The organism is Allobosea sp. LjRoot90, assembly GCF_964254315.1.
In the GTDB taxonomy this organism is placed as follows: domain Bacteria; phylum Pseudomonadota; class Alphaproteobacteria; order Rhizobiales; family Beijerinckiaceae; genus Allobosea.
In genome coordinates this window covers 121469-136510 of the sequence record NZ_CAXUTF020000005.1, presented here as the reverse complement: position 1 = coordinate 136510, position 15042 = coordinate 121469, and the positions used below count along the sequence as shown (strand labels likewise).

At 67.5% G+C, this 15042-nt stretch carries 16 protein-coding genes; 13 read left to right on the top strand and 3 right to left on the bottom strand.

Going from position 1 to position 15042, the window contains the following annotated elements; genetic code table 11:
• The 11 genes from ACSQ3M_RS19205 (at nt 1) to ACSQ3M_RS19155 (ending at nt 10529) form a co-directional block, all read left to right on the top strand.
• Entirely contained in the window at nt 1–822 is an 822-nt protein-coding gene (locus ACSQ3M_RS19205; RefSeq protein ID WP_436151677.1) for a molybdate ABC transporter substrate-binding protein, read from the top strand.
• Between the two features lie 4 nt (nt 823–826).
• Entirely contained in the window at nt 827–1585 is a 759-nt protein-coding gene (locus ACSQ3M_RS19200) for a molybdate ABC transporter substrate-binding protein (RefSeq protein WP_436151676.1), read from the top strand.
• Between the two features lie 15 nt (nt 1586–1600).
• Nucleotides 1601–2077: a tRNA (N6-threonylcarbamoyladenosine(37)-N6)-methyltransferase TrmO gene (tsaA, locus tag ACSQ3M_RS19195; RefSeq protein ID WP_436151675.1), complete on the top strand. Its 477-nt coding sequence runs from the start codon at nt 1601–1603 to the stop codon at nt 2075–2077.
• Nucleotides 2064–3098 carry an iron ABC transporter substrate-binding protein gene (locus ACSQ3M_RS19190; protein ID WP_436151674.1) on the top strand — a complete coding sequence of 345 codons (1035 nt, stop codon included), beginning with the start codon at nt 2064–2066 and terminating at the stop codon, nt 3096–3098. The genes tsaA and ACSQ3M_RS19190 overlap by 14 nt, the downstream gene beginning before the upstream one ends.
• Nucleotides 3099–3149: 51 nt before the next feature.
• Nucleotides 3150–4160: a FecCD family ABC transporter permease gene (locus tag ACSQ3M_RS19185; RefSeq protein WP_436151673.1), complete on the top strand. Its 1011-nt coding sequence runs from the start codon at nt 3150–3152 to the stop codon at nt 4158–4160.
• Nucleotides 4157–4921 (top strand): ABC transporter ATP-binding protein, encoded by a 765-nt coding sequence (locus tag ACSQ3M_RS19180; RefSeq protein ID WP_436151672.1) that lies wholly within the window; start codon nt 4157–4159, stop codon nt 4919–4921. The genes ACSQ3M_RS19185 and ACSQ3M_RS19180 overlap by 4 nt, the downstream gene beginning before the upstream one ends.
• 168 nt (nt 4922–5089) lie before the next feature.
• Complete coding sequence (locus ACSQ3M_RS19175; RefSeq protein WP_436151671.1) at nt 5090–6628, top strand: serine hydrolase; 1539 nt, start codon at nt 5090–5092, stop codon at nt 6626–6628.
• Nucleotides 6629–6645: 17 nt separating this feature from the next.
• A complete protein-coding gene (locus ACSQ3M_RS19170) occupies nt 6646–6972 on the top strand; it encodes a hypothetical protein (protein ID WP_436151670.1) in 327 nt (108 codons plus the stop codon).
• Nucleotides 6973–7099: 127 nt separating this feature from the next.
• Nucleotides 7100–8128 carry an amino acid ABC transporter substrate-binding protein gene (locus ACSQ3M_RS19165; protein WP_436151669.1) on the top strand — a complete coding sequence of 343 codons (1029 nt, stop codon included), beginning with the start codon at nt 7100–7102 and terminating at the stop codon, nt 8126–8128.
• Between the two features lie 200 nt (nt 8129–8328).
• Entirely contained in the window at nt 8329–9492 is a 1164-nt protein-coding gene (locus ACSQ3M_RS19160) for an amino acid ABC transporter permease (protein WP_436151668.1), read from the top strand.
• Nucleotides 9489–10529, top strand: coding sequence for an amino acid ABC transporter permease (locus ACSQ3M_RS19155; RefSeq protein ID WP_436151667.1), 1041 nt, complete (start codon nt 9489–9491; stop codon nt 10527–10529). The genes ACSQ3M_RS19160 and ACSQ3M_RS19155 overlap by 4 nt, the downstream gene beginning before the upstream one ends.
• A 113-nt stretch (nt 10530–10642) precedes the next feature.
• Here ACSQ3M_RS19155 and ACSQ3M_RS19150 read toward each other — a convergent pair whose 3' ends face one another.
• Together ACSQ3M_RS19150 and ACSQ3M_RS19145 are read right to left on the bottom strand one after the other, a co-directional pair.
• Nucleotides 10643–11389, bottom strand: coding sequence for an acetoacetate decarboxylase (locus ACSQ3M_RS19150; protein ID WP_436151666.1), 747 nt, complete (start codon nt 11387–11389; stop codon nt 10643–10645).
• Nucleotides 11390–11399: 10 nt separating this feature from the next.
• Nucleotides 11400–12182, bottom strand: coding sequence for a 3-hydroxybutyrate dehydrogenase (locus ACSQ3M_RS19145; protein WP_436151665.1), 783 nt, complete (start codon nt 12180–12182; stop codon nt 11400–11402).
• A gap of 218 nt (nt 12183–12400) precedes the next feature.
• Here ACSQ3M_RS19145 and ACSQ3M_RS19140 point away from each other — a divergent pair, with 218 nt between their 5' ends.
• Complete coding sequence (locus tag ACSQ3M_RS19140) at nt 12401–13570, top strand: patatin-like phospholipase family protein (RefSeq protein ID WP_436151664.1); 1170 nt, start codon at nt 12401–12403, stop codon at nt 13568–13570.
• A 15-nt stretch (nt 13571–13585) separates the two neighbouring features.
• Here the strand turns inward: ACSQ3M_RS19140 and ACSQ3M_RS19135 are convergent, their stop codons facing one another.
• Nucleotides 13586–13897, bottom strand: coding sequence for a DUF1272 domain-containing protein (locus ACSQ3M_RS19135; RefSeq protein ID WP_436151663.1), 312 nt, complete (start codon nt 13895–13897; stop codon nt 13586–13588).
• Between the two features lie 61 nt (nt 13898–13958).
• Here ACSQ3M_RS19135 and ACSQ3M_RS19130 point away from each other — a divergent pair, with 61 nt between their 5' ends.
• Nucleotides 13959–15002 (top strand): GlxA family transcriptional regulator, encoded by a 1044-nt coding sequence (locus ACSQ3M_RS19130; protein WP_436151662.1) that lies wholly within the window; start codon nt 13959–13961, stop codon nt 15000–15002.
• Nucleotides 15003–15042: the final 40 nt, after the last annotated feature.

The window sequence follows — 15042 nt, the reverse complement described above, 5'->3', positions numbered from 1 at the left end:
ATGCTGCGCAGGCTCGCTCTCACCGCCCTGATCGGCCTGTGGCCGGCGCTCGCGCCGGCTCAACAGGCGCAGAAGCCGGTGCTGCTGCACGCCGCCGGCAGCCTGAAGAATGCGCTGACCGAGGTCTCCAAGGCTTTCGAGGCCTCCGCGGGCATTCCGGTCAAGACCAGCTTCCGCCCCTCCGGACTGCTCCGTGAGGCGCTATCCAAAGGCGAGCCGGCCGAGGTCTTCGCCTCCGCCAACATGGACCATCCGCTCGCACTGGCGAAGGACGGCAAGGCCGGCCCGGTCGTGCTCTTCGTCCGCAACGAGACCTGCGCCTTCGCGCGCCCCGGACTGGACGTGACCAGCGCCACGCTGCTCACGCATATGCTCGATCCCAAGGTGAAGCTCGGCACCTCGACGCCCAGGGCCGACCCGTCCGGCGACTATGCCTGGCAGGTCTTCGCCAAGGCCGACGGGCTGAAATCCGGCGCGAAGGCGGCGCTGGAGGCCAAGGCGCTGCAGCTTGTCGGTGGTCCCAATAGCGCCCCGACGCCGCCCGACCGCAACGGCACCGGCCATCTGCTGGTGACCGGCGCCGCCGATCTCTTCCTCGGTTATTGCACCAATGCCGACCCGATCGCCCGCGAGCAGCCGGGCATCCGCATGGTCCGGCTGCCGCAGAAACTGCTGGTCGGCGCCGATTACGGGCTGACGGTGATGAACGGCGCCTCGCCGAACGCCTATCGGCTGGCCATGTATATCCTCTCGCCGGAGGGGCAGCGCATCCTGGCGAGGCACGGTTTCGTCGCGCCTAGCCTGCCTCGCGAGGGGAAGTGAGATCTTGACTGCGCCAGCCTCGGTGAGCCTGCACGCCGCCGGCAGCCTGCGCGGCGCCCTGCTCGATATCGCTGAAACGTTCCAAAGCGAGACCGGAGTCCTCGTTTCCGCGCAGTTCGGCGCCTCCGGACTGCTCAGGGACCGGCTCGCCAGAGGCGAGACCGGTGCGGTCTTCGCCTCGGCCAATCTGGAGCATCCGCAGGCGCTGGCACGCGCCGGCCTCGCAGGGCCGGCCGTGCTCTTCGCCCGCAACGAACTCTGCGCCTTCCTGCGGCCGGGACTGGTAGCGACAAGCGCCAACCTGCTCGATCTGATGCTCGATCCCAAGGTCAGGCTCGGCACCTCGACGCCGAAGGCCGATCCATCCGGCGACTACGCCTTCGCCGTCTTCGCCAGAGCCGAGGCGGTTAAGCCCGGCGCCAAGGCGGCGCTTGAAGCCAAAGCCCTGAAGCTCACCGGCGGGCCTGAATGCCTGCCAGCACCGGAAGGCCTCAACGTCTACGGTCACAAGCTGGCAAGCGGCGAGGCCGACATCTTCCTGGCCTATTGCACCAATGCCCAGCAGCTGGCGAAGGAACAGCCGGGGATCGCGATGCTGCGCCTGCCGGACCAGCTCGCCGTCGGCGCCGATTATGGGCTGACGGTGCTGAACAAGGCCTCGCCGGGCGGCTACCGGCTCGCCATGTACATCCTGTCGCCGCAGGGCCAGTCGATCCTGACACGGCATGGCTTCTTGGCGCCGGGTCGGCCACGCGCGGGATAGCGGAAAGGCGACATCATGGATTGGCAAGCGACCCGGCCAGGCGAGACCGAAGCGCCCCTGCCCGAGCGGGCCGACGCCCGACTCGTCTTCATCGGCCGCATCCGCACGCCGTTTGCGACGCGCGATGACTGTCCGCGCCAGGGCCGGCAAGACGGGCCGCTATGCCGGGTGGAGATCGACGCGCCCTGGCAGCCGGCGCTCAAGGGCATCGAAGCCTTCGCTGAGCTCGACCTGCTCTACTGGATGCATGAGGCGCGGCGCGATCTGCTGACGCAGACACCACGCGGCGGCGGCACGCTCGGCACCTTCGCACTGCGCTCGCCGGTCCGGCCGAACCCGATCGCATTGTCGCGGGTGAAGCTCGAAGGCATCGAAGAAGGCGTGTTACTGGTGCGCGGGCTCGACTGTCTCGACGGCACGCCGCTCCTCGACATCAAGCCGTTTCGCTGCAGCCATTCGCGCGTCTCGGAGCCCCGGCATGCCGCATCCTGACCGCCGCAGCGTCCTGGCCGGCCTCGGCGCGACGCTCGCTGCCCCGCGCCTCGCCCGCGCCGCGTCGCTGCGCGACGGCGCCGGCCGCGAGGTACCGGTTCCCGGCAAGGTCGAGCGCATCTTCCCGGCGGGGCCACCGGCGGCGATCCTGATCTACACCCTCGCGCCCGACCTGCTGCTCGGCTGGCCGCGCGCCAACCGGCCGGAGGAGCGCGAATTCCTGCTGCGCGGCATCGGCGATCGGCCGGAGGTCGGCCGCATCACCGGTCGCGGCAACAGCGCCAATCTCGAAGCCGTGCTCCAGGCCAAGCCGGACCTGATCATCGATTCCGGCTCGACCGGCCGCACCTATGTCGAGCTCGCCGAGCGCGTGCAGCAGCAGACCGGCATCCCCTATGCCCTGCTCGACGGCCGCTTTGACCAGACCCCGGCGAGCTATCGCATCCTCGGCCAGCTCACTGGCCGCAGCGAGCGTGCCGAGACGCTGGCGCGCTGGTGCGAGGACAGCTTCGCCACGATTCGCGGACGCGTCGGTTCGATCCCTGCCGAGAAGCGCCCGAGCGTCTACTATGCCCGCGGCCCGCGTGGCCTCGAGACCGGGCTCGGCGGCTCGATCAATGTCGAGACGCTGAGCTTCCTCGGCGCCCGCAATGCCGCCGCTGAACAGCAGGGCAGCGGCCTCGCCCAGGTCTCGCTCGAACAGGTTCTGGCCTGGAACCCCGATGTCATCGTCACGATCGACCTCGCCTTCGCCGACAGCGTGCGCAGCGATCCGAACTGGGCCGGCGTGAAGGCGGTACGCGAGAGCCGCGTCCATCTCTCGCCGAAGCTGCCCTTCGGCTGGGTCGACTTCCCGCCCTCGGTCAACCGCGCGATCGGCCTGTGGTGGTTGGCGCAGTTGCTCTACCCCGCGCAGTTCCCGGAGAACATCCGCAAGCTCGCCCGCGACTTCCACACGCTGTTCTACCAGGTCACGCCGAGCGAGGCGCAGCTCGACCGCGTGCTGGCAGGGCGGGGGTGATGGGATGATGATCTTGCTGCAGGTCGCCTCGCCTGCTTCGCTGCGCCCGCAATGACCTCCTCCCTGCGCGGCAATCTGATCGCCCTCGTCCTGCTCGCGCTGGCCGTGCTCACCGCCTTTGCGCTCGGCCGCTATCCGGTCGCGCCGGGCGATCTCGGCCGCCTCGTCTGGTCGCTCGTCTCGGGCGATCCCTCCGGCCTGCCGGCGCAGGTCGAGACCGTGGTCTGGAATATCCGCGGCCCGCGCATCCTCGCAGCGATCCTGTGCGGGGCGGCGCTCGCTATCGCCGGCTGCGCCTTCCAGGGCCTGTTCCGCAACCCGCTGGTCTCGCCCGATATCCTCGGGGCGTCCTCGGGGGCGGCGCTCGGCGCCGTCATCGGCATCTATCTCTCGCTCGGCCTGTTCGGCATCCAGCTCGCCGCCTTCGTCGGCGGGCTTGTCGCGGTCGGCGCCGTCTATGCTGTCGGCTCCACGATCCGGCGCGGCGATCCCGTGCTGGTACTGGTATTGACCGGCGTCGTCATCGGCTCGCTGCTCGGCGCCGGCATCGGGCTGGTGAAGTACTGGGCCGACCCGTACAACCAGCTCCCGGCCATGACTTTCTGGCTGCTCGGCAGCCTCGCCGGCACGGCCAAACCCGACCTGATCCCCCTGCTAGGCCCGGTCCTGATCGGCGCCATCATCCTGCTGGCATTGCGCTGGCGGATGAACGTGATGTCGCTGCCGGAGGAAGAGGCGCGTGCCCTCGGCCTTGCCACCGGCCCGTTGCGCATTGCTATCATCGCCGCCGCGACGCTGGTGACGGCGGCGAGCGTCGCAGCCGCCGGCATCATCGGCTGGGTCGGGCTCGTCGTGCCGCATCTCGCCCGCTTCCTCGTCGGACCCGATTTCGGCCGGCTTATGCCGACGGCAGCGCTGCTCGGCGGCGGCTATCTCCTCGCCATCGACACGCTGGCGCGTACCGCCGCCCCGGTCGAGACGCCGCTCGGCATCCTCACGGCCGTGATCGGCACGCCCTTCTTCATCTGGCTGCTGGCCTCGGCGCGCGGAGGCTGGTCGTGAGCCTCTCCGCCAGCGCCCTCTCCTATGGCTACCGCGAGCACGAGATCGGCCGCGACATCGCGCTCGACCTCGCGGGCGGACAAGTGCTCGCCCTGCTTGGCCCGAACGGCCACGGCAAGACGACGCTGCTGAAGACCCTGCTCGGTCTGCTGCCGGCAAAAGGCGGCACACTCACGCTCGATGGCAGGCCGCTGGCGACGCTCTCCATAGGCGAGCGGGCGCGGGCGCTCGCCTATGTGCCGCAGGTCCATGCCGGCACCTTCGCCTTCTCGGTGAGTGAGGTGGTGCTGATGGGACGCACCGCGCGCTCCAGCCTGTTCGCAGCCCCCTCGACGCATGACCGCGAGGTGGTCTCCGCCATGCTGCAGCGGCTCGGCATCCAACATTTGGCAGAGCGTCCCTACACCGAGATCTCCGGCGGCGAGCGCCAGCTCGTCATGATCGCCCGCGCTCTCGCCCAGGAGCCGCGCTACGTGATCCTCGACGAGCCGACGGCGAGCCTCGACTTCGGCAACCAGGGCAAGGTGATGAGCCAGATCCGGCATCTGGCAGCGGAAGGGCTGGGCGTGCTGTTCACCACCCACGATCCGAACCAGGCGCTGCGCTATGCCGACCGGGCGCTGCTCCTGCGCGATGGCCGGGCGCTGGCGAGCGGCGGCGCGGCCGAATTGCTGACGCCCGAGCGGCTCACCGCACTCTATGGTAGCGCGGTCGAGACCGTCCGAGGCCATGACGGGCGGCTCGCCTTCCTGCCCGGCTGAGCAGCAGCTCGGTCGAATTTCCGATCCCGTCACAATCTCCTGATCCGATTTACCTATAGTCAGAGCTTGGCGTGAGATCGTCGCGCGCCGGCGGGCGAGCCCGCTTTCGGCCACGTGATCTGTTGGCCTTGTCGATGTTGGCCTTGTCGATGCCTCGGGGGATATTGAATGAAGCGCTTTATCGGAGCCGCGCTCCTGTTCGGCATCGCGGCCCTCTCCAGCGTAACGACAGCGGAAGCACAGCAGCCCACTCAAGCTTCGATCGAGGCGCTGCTGCCGGAGTTCGAGAAGCAGGTCGCCGAGGGGATGAAGGCCTTCTCGGTGCCGGGCGTCGCAATCGGCATCGTCCATGACGACAAGCTGATCTACGCCAAGGGCTTCGGCGCCCGCACGCTCGGTAAGCCGGAGCCGGTCACGCCCGAGACGATCTTCCAGGTCGGCTCGACCACCAAGGCCTTCCTCGCGACCACGCTGGCGCAGGCGGTCGATGCCGGCCGGCTCAGCTGGAACGATCCCGTCATCGACCATATCCCCGAGTTTCAGCTCGCCGATCCCTGGGTTACCCGCGATTTCCGCGTGCTCGACCTCGCCGCCCAGCGCTCGGGCCTGACGCCCTATGTCAACGACGCGCTCACCATGCTCGGCTACGACAAGCAGACGCTGATCCGCTCGCTGCGTGTTGCGCCGCAGCTCGGGCTGTTCCGCTCCGATTTCCGCTATCTCAACATCCCGCATGTCGTCGGCGGCGAGATCGTCGCCAAGGTCAATGGCGCTCCGTCCTGGTTCGACTCTCTGAAGGCGAGCCTGCTGACCCCGCTCGGCATGGGCGCGACGACGGCGACGGCCGGGGCGATCACCGCGGCGCCCAACCATGCGCAGGGCCATCGCCTCGCCGACAAGCCGGTCGCCGTGCCCTTCCATCCGTCCTTCCCCTATGCGCTCGGCCCGGCCGGCGCGCTCAATTCGAACATCCCCGATATGGCCAAATGGCTGCGCCTGCAGCTCGGCCGCGGCCATTTCGAGGGCAAGGTCCTGGTCTCCGAAGGCAATCTCGACGTCACCTGGACGCCGCGCGTCGCCATGAACGAGCGCACCAGCTATGCCGTGGGCTGGGTCGCGACCGCGACGCCGCGCGGCCGGATCATCTGGCACAATGGCGGCACCTCCGGCTTTGGCGCCCATGCCGGCTTCCTGCCGGACGGCAAGACCGGCATCGTCATCCTGACCAATCTCGACAATGGCGGCATGCCCGACGCACTGGCGATGTGGTTCTACGATCGCGTCCTCGGCAACCCGGCCGTCGACAACATCGCGCTCGCGGCCGCCAGTGCAAAAGGCCGTCGCGAGGCGGCGCAGGCCGAGGCGGCGGGCTTCGTCCCCGGCCCCCTGTCGCCGATCGCCTCCGCCTTCGCCGGCAGTTACGCCTCGCCGATCCTCGGCGACGCCACCGTCGCGCTCACCGAGGGCAAGCTCGGCCTCACGCTGGAGAAGACCGAGGCGCAGATCCTGCTCGAGCCGAACAAGGACGACCCTTACCTGTTCCAGGCGCGGCTGGCGCCGATCGGCGCCTTCGTTGCGCCGGCTGAGATGTCCGGCGGCGAGCCCTTCGTCCGGCTGCGCTTCGAGACCGATGCTGCCGGCAAGATCACGCAGATGCGCTGGCTCAGCCCCGAACTGCCGCATTCCTTCAGCCGGTCGGCACAGTGACAGGGAGGAGCACCATCATGATCCGTACCGCTATCCTGTCGCTCGCCATCGCCCTTGCCGCCGGTTCCAACGCCTCGGCCGCGCCGGCGCTCGCACCGCTGCCGAAGGTAGCCTCCGCCCTGCCGATCGAGCCCGCCCGCTCGGCGCTGCGCAAGTTCTTCGATGCGCTGGGCGACGACGATGTCCATGACGACCATTACGACTGGAACGACTATCGCGACGCGACCTCGCGCAAGGACCGCATCCGCGACTATCAGCGCATGCAGACCGACGCGCAGAAGGACTACTGGCGATCCCAGAAGGACATGCAGAAGCAGGCGATCAAGGCCCAGCGCGGCTGGTAGACCGCCGGCGCTGCCGCGGCGTCAGGCTATGGCAGGAAACAGCGAACACCCCCCTTACCTTCCCCGGTCAGGCTGTTGCATAGTCGCCCCAACGCGGCGCGACGCCGACGCAGACTGGGGAACGCACATGAAGACCTTTGTTCTCGCCGCGGCGCTCTTCGCCGCCGGCACCCTCGCCGCTTCCGCGCAGCAGCTCGCGCCCAGCCCGACGCTCGACGCCATCAAGGCGCGCGGCCACATCGAATGCGGTGTGCATCTCGGCCTGCCCGGCTTCTCCTTCGCCAATGACAAGGGCGAGTGGACCGGTCTCGACGTCGATTATTGCCGGGCGCTCGCCGCGGCCGTGCTCGGCGACGCCACCAAGGTGAAGTACACGCCGACCTCGGTGCAGCAGCGCTGGCCGATCCTGCAATCGGGCCAGGTCGACGTGCTCTCGCGCAACTCGACCATCACCTTCTCGCGCAACGCCACGCTCGGCCTGAATTTCCAGGGCATCAACTTCTACGAGGGCCAGACCTTCATCGTCCGCAAGAAGGCCAATGTGAAGTCGGCCGAGGACCTCGACGGCGCCTCGGTCTGCGTCGCCGCCGGCTCGACCGAGGAGAAGAACGCCGCCGACTGGTTCCGCGAGCGCAACCTCAAGGTCACCATCACCAACTTCCAGAAGAACGACGACGCCATCACCGCCTATGACAGCGGCCGCTGCGACGCCTACACTGCCGGCGTCGGCGCCCTCGCCGGCCAGCGCGCCAAGCTCAAGGTCCCGGACGACCACACCATCCTGACCAAGCCGATCTCGAACGACCCGCAAGGCCCGGTGACGCGCTATGGCGACGAGCGCTGGCAGCTGATCGTGCGCTGGGTGCTGAACGGCACCATCGCCGCTGAAATGCTCGGCGTCACCTCCAAGAACGTCGACGAGATGAAGGCCAACTCGAAGAACACCGAGGTCCGCCGCCTGCTCGGCGCCGAGGGTGGCTTCGGCGCGATGATGGGCCTGCCTGAGGACTGGATGTACAAGGCGATCAAGCAGGTCGGGAACTATGGCGAGAGCTTCGAGCGCACCGTCGGCATGGGGTCAGCCCTGAAGCTCGAGCGCGGCCAGAACCAGCTCTGGACCAAGGGCGGCCTGCTCTTCACCCCGCCGTTCCAGTGAGAGCGGGTACCATTCTCGTCTGACGCGGGTCGTCCCGGACAAGCCGCGTGAGCGGCACCGATCCGGGACCCATGCCTGAACCGTTCCGGCATGGGTCCCGGGTCTCCCGGAGCCTGCCGTCGGGCCGACCGAAGGTCGGACCCGATGGGTCGCCCGGGACGACCGATCTCTCTTCATCGAACCAGAAGGGCGCTGCGACCGTGGCCAAGGCCCTCGCCTTCATCAATGACAAGCGCGTCCGCGACGTCTTCTACCAGGCGGCGCTGCTGATCGGCCTTGCGGCGCTGCTGGTCTATTTCATCCGCAACGCCTCGCAGAACATGGTCCAGGCCGGCATCGCCTCGGGCTTCGATTTCCTCTGGCGCACCTCCGGCATCGAGGTGCCCTTCGTCCTGACCAGCTACACCCAGTCGGACAACATCCTGTCGCTGTTCTGGGCCGGCGTCGCCAATACGATGCTGGTCACCGTGATCGCACTCGTACTCTCGACAGCACTCGGCTTCCTGATCGGTATAGCCCGGCTCTCCTCGATCTGGCTGGTCCAGGCGATCGCCGGCGCCTATGTCGAGTTCGTCCGCAACATCCCGCTGCTGTTCTTCGTGCTCTTCTGGTATTTCGGCGTCATCGCCGCTTTGCCGGCGCCGCGCGAGAGCCTCTCGGTCTTCGGCGTCGCCTTCATCAATAATCGCGGCCTGACCATCCCGCTGCCCGATGCCGGCGCGAACTTCAAATATGCCTTCATCGCGATCGCCGTGTCCTGCCTGCTGCACTGGCTGTTCCTGCGCTGGGCGAAGCGGCGCAAGGAGGCGACCGGCCAGGACGCGCCGATCGTGCGTGTCGGGCTCGTCCTGCTCCTGCTCGTGCCGGTTCTGGCGCTCACCTGGGCGAGCCTGGCGACGCGCTGGGACATCCCGGTGCTGCGCGGCTTCAACTATCGCGGCGGCTTCGTCGTCATCCCGGAATTCGTCGCGTTGCTGGCGGCGCTGGTCACCTACACCGCCGGCTTCATCGCCGAGATCGTGCGCGGCGGCATCCAGTCGGTCCCGCACGGCCAGATCGAGGCATCGAGCGCACTCGGCCTGCGCCCCGGCCAGACGCTCAGGCTCGTCACCATCCCGCAGGCGCTGCGTGTGATGACGCCGCCCATGACCAACCAATATCTCAACGTGCTGAAGAACTCGTCCTTCGGCGCGGCCATCGCCTATCCCGACGTGGTCAGCCTGTTCATGGGCTCGGCGCTCAACAACACCGGCCAGGCGATCGAGATCATCGCCATGACGCTTGCCGTCTATCTCGTCATCGGCCTCGCCGTCTCGGCCTTCATGAACTGGTACAATGCCCGCATCGCGCTGGTGACACGATGAGCGCCGCCGCAACCCTCTCGTCCAGCTGGCGCCAGCGCCTGTTCGGTACTCCCACCATAACCGTGGTGACGCTGCTGCTGGCCGCCGCCATCGCCTGGGTCGCGGTCCCGATTATCCGCTGGGCCCTGATCGACGCGACCTGGAGCGGTCAGACCCGCAACGACTGCACGGCGACCGGCGCCTGCTGGGTCTTCATCAAGGCCCGCTTCGGCCAGTTCATGTACGGCTTCTATCCTGTCGAGGAGCGCTGGCGCCCGAACCTCGCCGGATTGCTCTTCCTCGCTGCCGGGGCCGCGATCGTCTTTGCGCCGAAGCAGTTGAAACTGCGCCTCGGCGTCGCGGCGCTCGTCATCCTGCCGCCCCTCGGCGTCTGGCTCCTCGCTGGCGGCTTCGGCCTGCGCGCGATCGAGACGCGCGAATGGGGCGGGCTGATGCTGACCGTCTTCATCTCGATCTATGCCAGCCTGATCGCAATCCCGCTCGGCATCCTGCTCGCGCTCGGCCGGCAGTCCGAGCTGAAGGTGGTCAAGCTGATCTCGGTGCTGTTCATCGAGTTCTGGCGCGGCGTGCCGATCATCGCCGTGATCTTCCTGGCTTCGCTGCTGCTGCCCTTGATCATGCCGGCGGGCATCGGCGTCGACCGGCTGGCGCGCGCCGTGATCGGGCTCGGCTTCTGCATCGCCGCCTATATGGCGGAAGCCGTGCGCGGCGGCCTGCAGGCGCTGCCGAAGGGCCAGCGCGAGGCTGCGACCGCGCTCGGCCTGAACTACTGGAAGGCGACCTGGTTCATCATCCTGCCGCAGGCGCTGCGCATCTCGCTGCCGGCGATCACCAACGAGTTCATCGCGCTGGTCAAGAACACCACGCTCGTGCTCGTCGTTTCGATCCTCGATTTGCTCGGCATCGCCCAGGCCTCGCTCGCGGACCCGAACTGGGTTGGCATGAGCATGGAGGCCTATGTCTTCTCCGGCGGCATCTACTGGCTGATCTGCTTTGCGCTGTCGCGCTGGAGCCGGAGTATGGAGCGGCGGCGGTAGAACCTGCACGTCATGCTCGGGCTTGACCCGAGCATCTCATAAACATGAGCCTCGTTCTGCCTGAGATTCTCGGGTCTACGCTTCGCTGCGCCCGAGAATGACGGCGTTCTGTCCTACCCCTTCATGTAATCATGGATCTTGCGGCCGAAGGGCAGGGTCAAGTCGGCGATGAAGTGATGGGCACCGAGCACCTTGCGCACCGGCAGGTCGGCGACCGGCGCATTCACATGCGGGATCAGGTGCAGCCGGCCGGGCCCGATCCAGGAGCCCTTCACCGTGATGTCGGTCAGGTTCAGCGCCACGAGCTGGCAGATCTCCGGCTCGCCGTCGACGCCGGGGATGATCTTCAGGTTGACCTGGGTCTTGGTCAGCATCGCGGTGGTCTTGACGCCGTTGCCGGCGAGGCTCTCGTGCTTGTAGCCCATCGTGCCCATGGCGACCTGCTGGCCAGCATATTCGAGCGTTCCGGTCAGCGTGTCCTTGACCACTTCGAGCTTGGGATGGGCGTATTTCTTCGGGAAGCCCCAGATCTCGCGACCGGCCGAGATCGGCGGCTCGATATCAAGATACATCTGCGAGACGAAGCTGACCTCCTCCTCGCCGAACAGGCAGGGGATGACGATCCCGGTCTCGGTATAGGTACCGAAGCCGGAGGAATCCGGCATCTTGATCCATTCATAGTGCACCACTGGCTGCGCGATCGGCATCAGCGGCTCGGGCAGATGATGGCGGATCAGCTCCGGATCGGTCTCGTAGCTGATGATCATGTATTCGCGGTCGATGAAGCGGTACGGCCCGGCCGGGTAGCTCGGCCCGGCGAGCGGCATCGAGGGCAGGTCGAGGATCTGCTGGCGGTTCATGGCGATGTCCTCACTGGGCGGTCCAGCCGCCATCGATCGGCAGGATAACGCCGGTGATCGACTTTGCCGCATCGGAAGCGAGGAAGACCGCGAGTGCCGCCACCTCCTCGCTGGTGACGAACTGCTTGGTCGGCTGGGCATGCAGCAGCACGTCGTTGATCACCTGTTCCTTGGTCAGGCCGCGCGCCGCCATGGTCTCGGAGATCTGCTTCTCGACCAGCGGCGTCCAGACATAGCCCGGGCAGATCGCGTTGGCGGTGATGCCGAAGGTTGCCGCCTCCAGCGCGACCGTCTTGGTCAGGCCGGCGATGCCGTGCTTGGCGGCGACATAGGCCGACTTGAACGGCGAGGCGACCAGCGCATGGGCGGAGGCCGTGTTGATGATCCGGCCCCATTTACGCTGCTTCATCCCCGGCAGCGCCGCGCGGATGGCGTGGAAGGCGGCCGAGAGGTTGATCGCGATGATCGCGTCCCATTTCTCGACCGGGAACTCCTCGACCGGCGAGACGAACTGGATGCCGGCATTGTTGACCAGGATGTCGACGCTGCCGAACTCAGCCTCCGCCTCGGCGATCATCGTCGCAATCGCGCCGCCATGGGCCATGTCCGCCGGCGAATAGCGCGCCTTCACCGCGAAATCGGCCTCGATCCCGGCTCGCTCCTGCTCGATCGCGCCGGGATCGCCGAAACCGTTGATGACGATGTTGGCGCCCTCGGCCGCATAGGCGCGGGCAATTGCGAGGCCGATGCCGGAGGTCGAGCCGGTGACGACGGCGGTCTTGCCATTGAGCATGCTTCGATCTCCCAGCCGCGAGGGCACGACGCGATGCTGCGTCGCAAACTCCATGCCGCTGAGGTGGAAGAGCAAGCTGACGGGGCGATGAAGCTTGTCTGACGGGGACGTGACACCGATATCCAATCCTGCCCGCGTCACATGCCTGTCACCGCCTGCCCATCAGACATGGGCGAAATCCAGCTCTCCCCACAGACCGAGCGAACGGAATCCGCGCCATGAACGCCCCTTTTGCGCCGTCCCCGTCCTCCTCCGAGCGCCATCTCGGCTGGCGCCCGGAGCGTTGCGACCGCGTCGCGCTCGTGCTTCAGGGCGGTGGCGCGCTCGGGGCCTATCAGGCCGGCGTCTATCAGGCGCTGCACGAAGCCGACATCGCCCCTGACTGGGTCTCGGGCGTCTCGATCGGCGCGATCAATGCCGCGCTCATCGCCGGCAACCCGCGCGAGCGCCGGCTCGAGCGGTTGGAGACCTTCTGGAACCGCATCACCGACCGCAAGGTCTGGTGGTTCACGCCCGAAGGCGACGTCTTCCGCCAGGCCCGCAACGCGACCTCGTCCTTCATGACCACGGTGCTCGGCCAGCCCGGCTTCTTCGAGCCGCGGCGCACCAGCGCCTGGCTCGCGCCAGCCGGCGCCACTGACGCGACGAGCTTCTACGACACCTCGCCCTTGCGCGAGACCCTGCTGGAGCTGGTCGATTTCGACCTGATCAACGCGAAGCGCACGCATTTCTCGGTCGGCGCCGTCAACGCGCTTTCGGGCAACTTCGTCTATTTCGACAACATGCAGGAAGAGATCACGCCCGAGCATGTCATGGCCTCGGGCGCGCTGCCGCCGGCCTTCCCGACCGTGCAGATCGGCACCGAGCATTACTGGGACGGCGGCATCGTCTCGAACACGCCGCTGTCGCACCTGCTCAACCAGGACGACACGCTGAACTCGCTGATCTTCCAGGTCGATCTGTTCTCGTCGCGTGGCCCGATGCCGCGCACGATGCAGGACGTGATGGGCCGCCACAAGGACATCATGTACTCCTCGCGCACCCGCATGGTCACCGACCTGTTCCAGACCCTGCAAGGCTGGAAGAAGAAGACCCATGAGGCCCTCACCCACATCCCCGAGGACGCCCTGAGCGAGGAGGATCGCAAGCTCCGCGACGAGCTCGCCTTGATCCCCGAGCACACCATCCTGCAGCTGATCTACCAGCAGAAAAGCTATGAGAGCCACGCCAAGGACCACGAGTTCTCGCGGACCTCGATGACGGATCACTGGCATTCCGGCTATGAGGACACCAAGCAGACGCTGACCCGCAAGGACTGGCTGACGATCCCGCCGGACGGCGCGGGAATCGTCACCCACGACGTCCACCGCGACTTCGAGCGCCGCTGAGGCTCAGCGCTTCCGTCAGCGGTTCTCGGGCGGCACGCTACGCAGCAATTCGGTCCGCTCGCGCCGCTGCTCCTGGGTCCATTGCGAATGATGGCGCTCGGTCGAGGCTGGTCGGTTGGCGAGCCCGAGGCCGAGCCCGCCCCAGTCGCCGACGGGCCGGATCGGCCGCTGCACGAAGCCGCCGCCGCAACTCGGGCAGACGTTATCGAGCGTCTTCTCGGCGCAATCGGCGCAGTAGGTGCACTCATAGCTGCAGATGCGCGCTTGCAGCGAGGCCGGAGGCAGGTCGCAGTCGCAGAGTTCGCAGTTCGGCCGAAGTTGCAGCATGGCGTCGTTCCTCTCGTGACGGGACTGGATGCCACGGCATGACGATGTCATAAATGACAAGATGACCTCGTTTTCTGCCATCACAGCTACGGCGCCGATCCGCGTCGTCATCGTGCTGTTCCCGCGCACCAAGCTGCTCGACGTGACCGGGCCGCTGCAGGTCTTCAACGATGCCAAGCATCCAGATGGCAGCCGCGTCTACGAGATCACCCTCGCCTCCGAGCATGGCGGGCCAGTCGAAACCGATGCTGGCGTGCCCCTGCCGAGTATCACACTGAGCGAGGCTATGAATCGGCCGATCGACACATTGCTGGTCTCGGGCGGGCGCTCGGCCCTGGAAGCGGCCGGCTCGGCGGTGTTGCTCGACTTCCTGCGCGATCAGAGCGGCACGGTCCGCCGCCTCGGCTCGATCTGCCTCGGCGCCTTCATCCTCGCCGCTGCCGGCCTCCTCGACGGCTGCGAGGCGACGACGCATTGGGAATATACCGAGCGGCTCGGCTCGGCGCACCCGGCGACGACAGTCAGGCCGGACGCGATCTTCGTCAGCAATGGCCGGATCTGGACCTCGGCCGGCGTCTCGACCGGGATCGACATGGCGCTCGCCATGGTCGAGGAGGATCTCGGCCGCAAGGCCGCGCTCGATCTGGCGCGCGACCTCGTGCTCTATCTGAAGCGCCCTGGCGGCCAGTCGCAGTTCAGCGGCGAATTGCAGCGCCAGTCGCGCGATGCCGCCGGCCGCTTCGAGCGCCTGCACACCCATATCCGCGATCACGCCGCTGGCGACCTCTCCGTGCCGGAGCTCGCCCGCATCATGGCGATGAGCCCGCGCCATTTCGCCCGGGTCTATGCGCAGGAGATCGGCGTGAGCCCCGCCAAGGCCGTCGAGGCGGTCCGGCTCGATCTCGCCCGCGACCTCCTGGAAGAAAGCGAGCTTGGCATCCAGCAGATCGCGGTCCGCGCCGGTTTCGGCGACGATGAGCGCCTGCGCCGCGCCTTCCTGCGCCGCTATGGCGTCGCGCCAGGCGAATACCGGACGCGGTTCGGAAACGCTGACTGTCATTCCGGGGCGCCGCATAGCGGCGAGCCCGGAATCCAGAACCAATGAGGGGCATTGTCAGGGCACCCGATGCGCCCATCGCCAGAAG

Bases quoted from the DNA above. Each gene is read 5' to 3' on its own strand.
- ACSQ3M_RS19205 (WP_436151677.1), top strand. From the start codon at position 1: ATGCTGCGCAGGCTCGCTCTCACCGCCCTGATCGGCCTGTGGCCGGCG.
- tsaA (WP_436151675.1), top strand. From the start codon at position 1,601: ATGGATTGGCAAGCGACCCGGCCAGGCGAGACCGAAGCGCCCCTGCCC.
- ACSQ3M_RS19190 (WP_436151674.1), top strand. From the start codon at position 2,064: ATGCCGCATCCTGACCGCCGCAGCGTCCTGGCCGGCCTCGGCGCGACG.
- ACSQ3M_RS19185 (WP_436151673.1), top strand. From the start codon at position 3,150: ATGACCTCCTCCCTGCGCGGCAATCTGATCGCCCTCGTCCTGCTCGCG.
- ACSQ3M_RS19175 (WP_436151671.1), top strand. From the start codon at position 5,090: ATGAAGCGCTTTATCGGAGCCGCGCTCCTGTTCGGCATCGCGGCCCTC.
- ACSQ3M_RS19170 (WP_436151670.1), top strand. From the start codon at position 6,646: ATGATCCGTACCGCTATCCTGTCGCTCGCCATCGCCCTTGCCGCCGGT.
- ACSQ3M_RS19165 (WP_436151669.1), top strand. From the start codon at position 7,100: ATGAAGACCTTTGTTCTCGCCGCGGCGCTCTTCGCCGCCGGCACCCTC.
- ACSQ3M_RS19155 (WP_436151667.1), top strand. From the start codon at position 9,489: ATGAGCGCCGCCGCAACCCTCTCGTCCAGCTGGCGCCAGCGCCTGTTC.
- ACSQ3M_RS19150 (WP_436151666.1), bottom strand. From the start codon at position 11,389: ATGAACCGCCAGCAGATCCTCGACCTGCCCTCGATGCCGCTCGCCGGG.
- ACSQ3M_RS19145 (WP_436151665.1), bottom strand. From the start codon at position 12,182: ATGCTCAATGGCAAGACCGCCGTCGTCACCGGCTCGACCTCCGGCATC.
- ACSQ3M_RS19140 (WP_436151664.1), top strand. From the start codon at position 12,401: ATGAACGCCCCTTTTGCGCCGTCCCCGTCCTCCTCCGAGCGCCATCTC.
- ACSQ3M_RS19135 (WP_436151663.1), bottom strand. From the start codon at position 13,897: ATGCTGCAACTTCGGCCGAACTGCGAACTCTGCGACTGCGACCTGCCT.
- ACSQ3M_RS19130 (WP_436151662.1), top strand. From the start codon at position 13,959: ATGACCTCGTTTTCTGCCATCACAGCTACGGCGCCGATCCGCGTCGTC.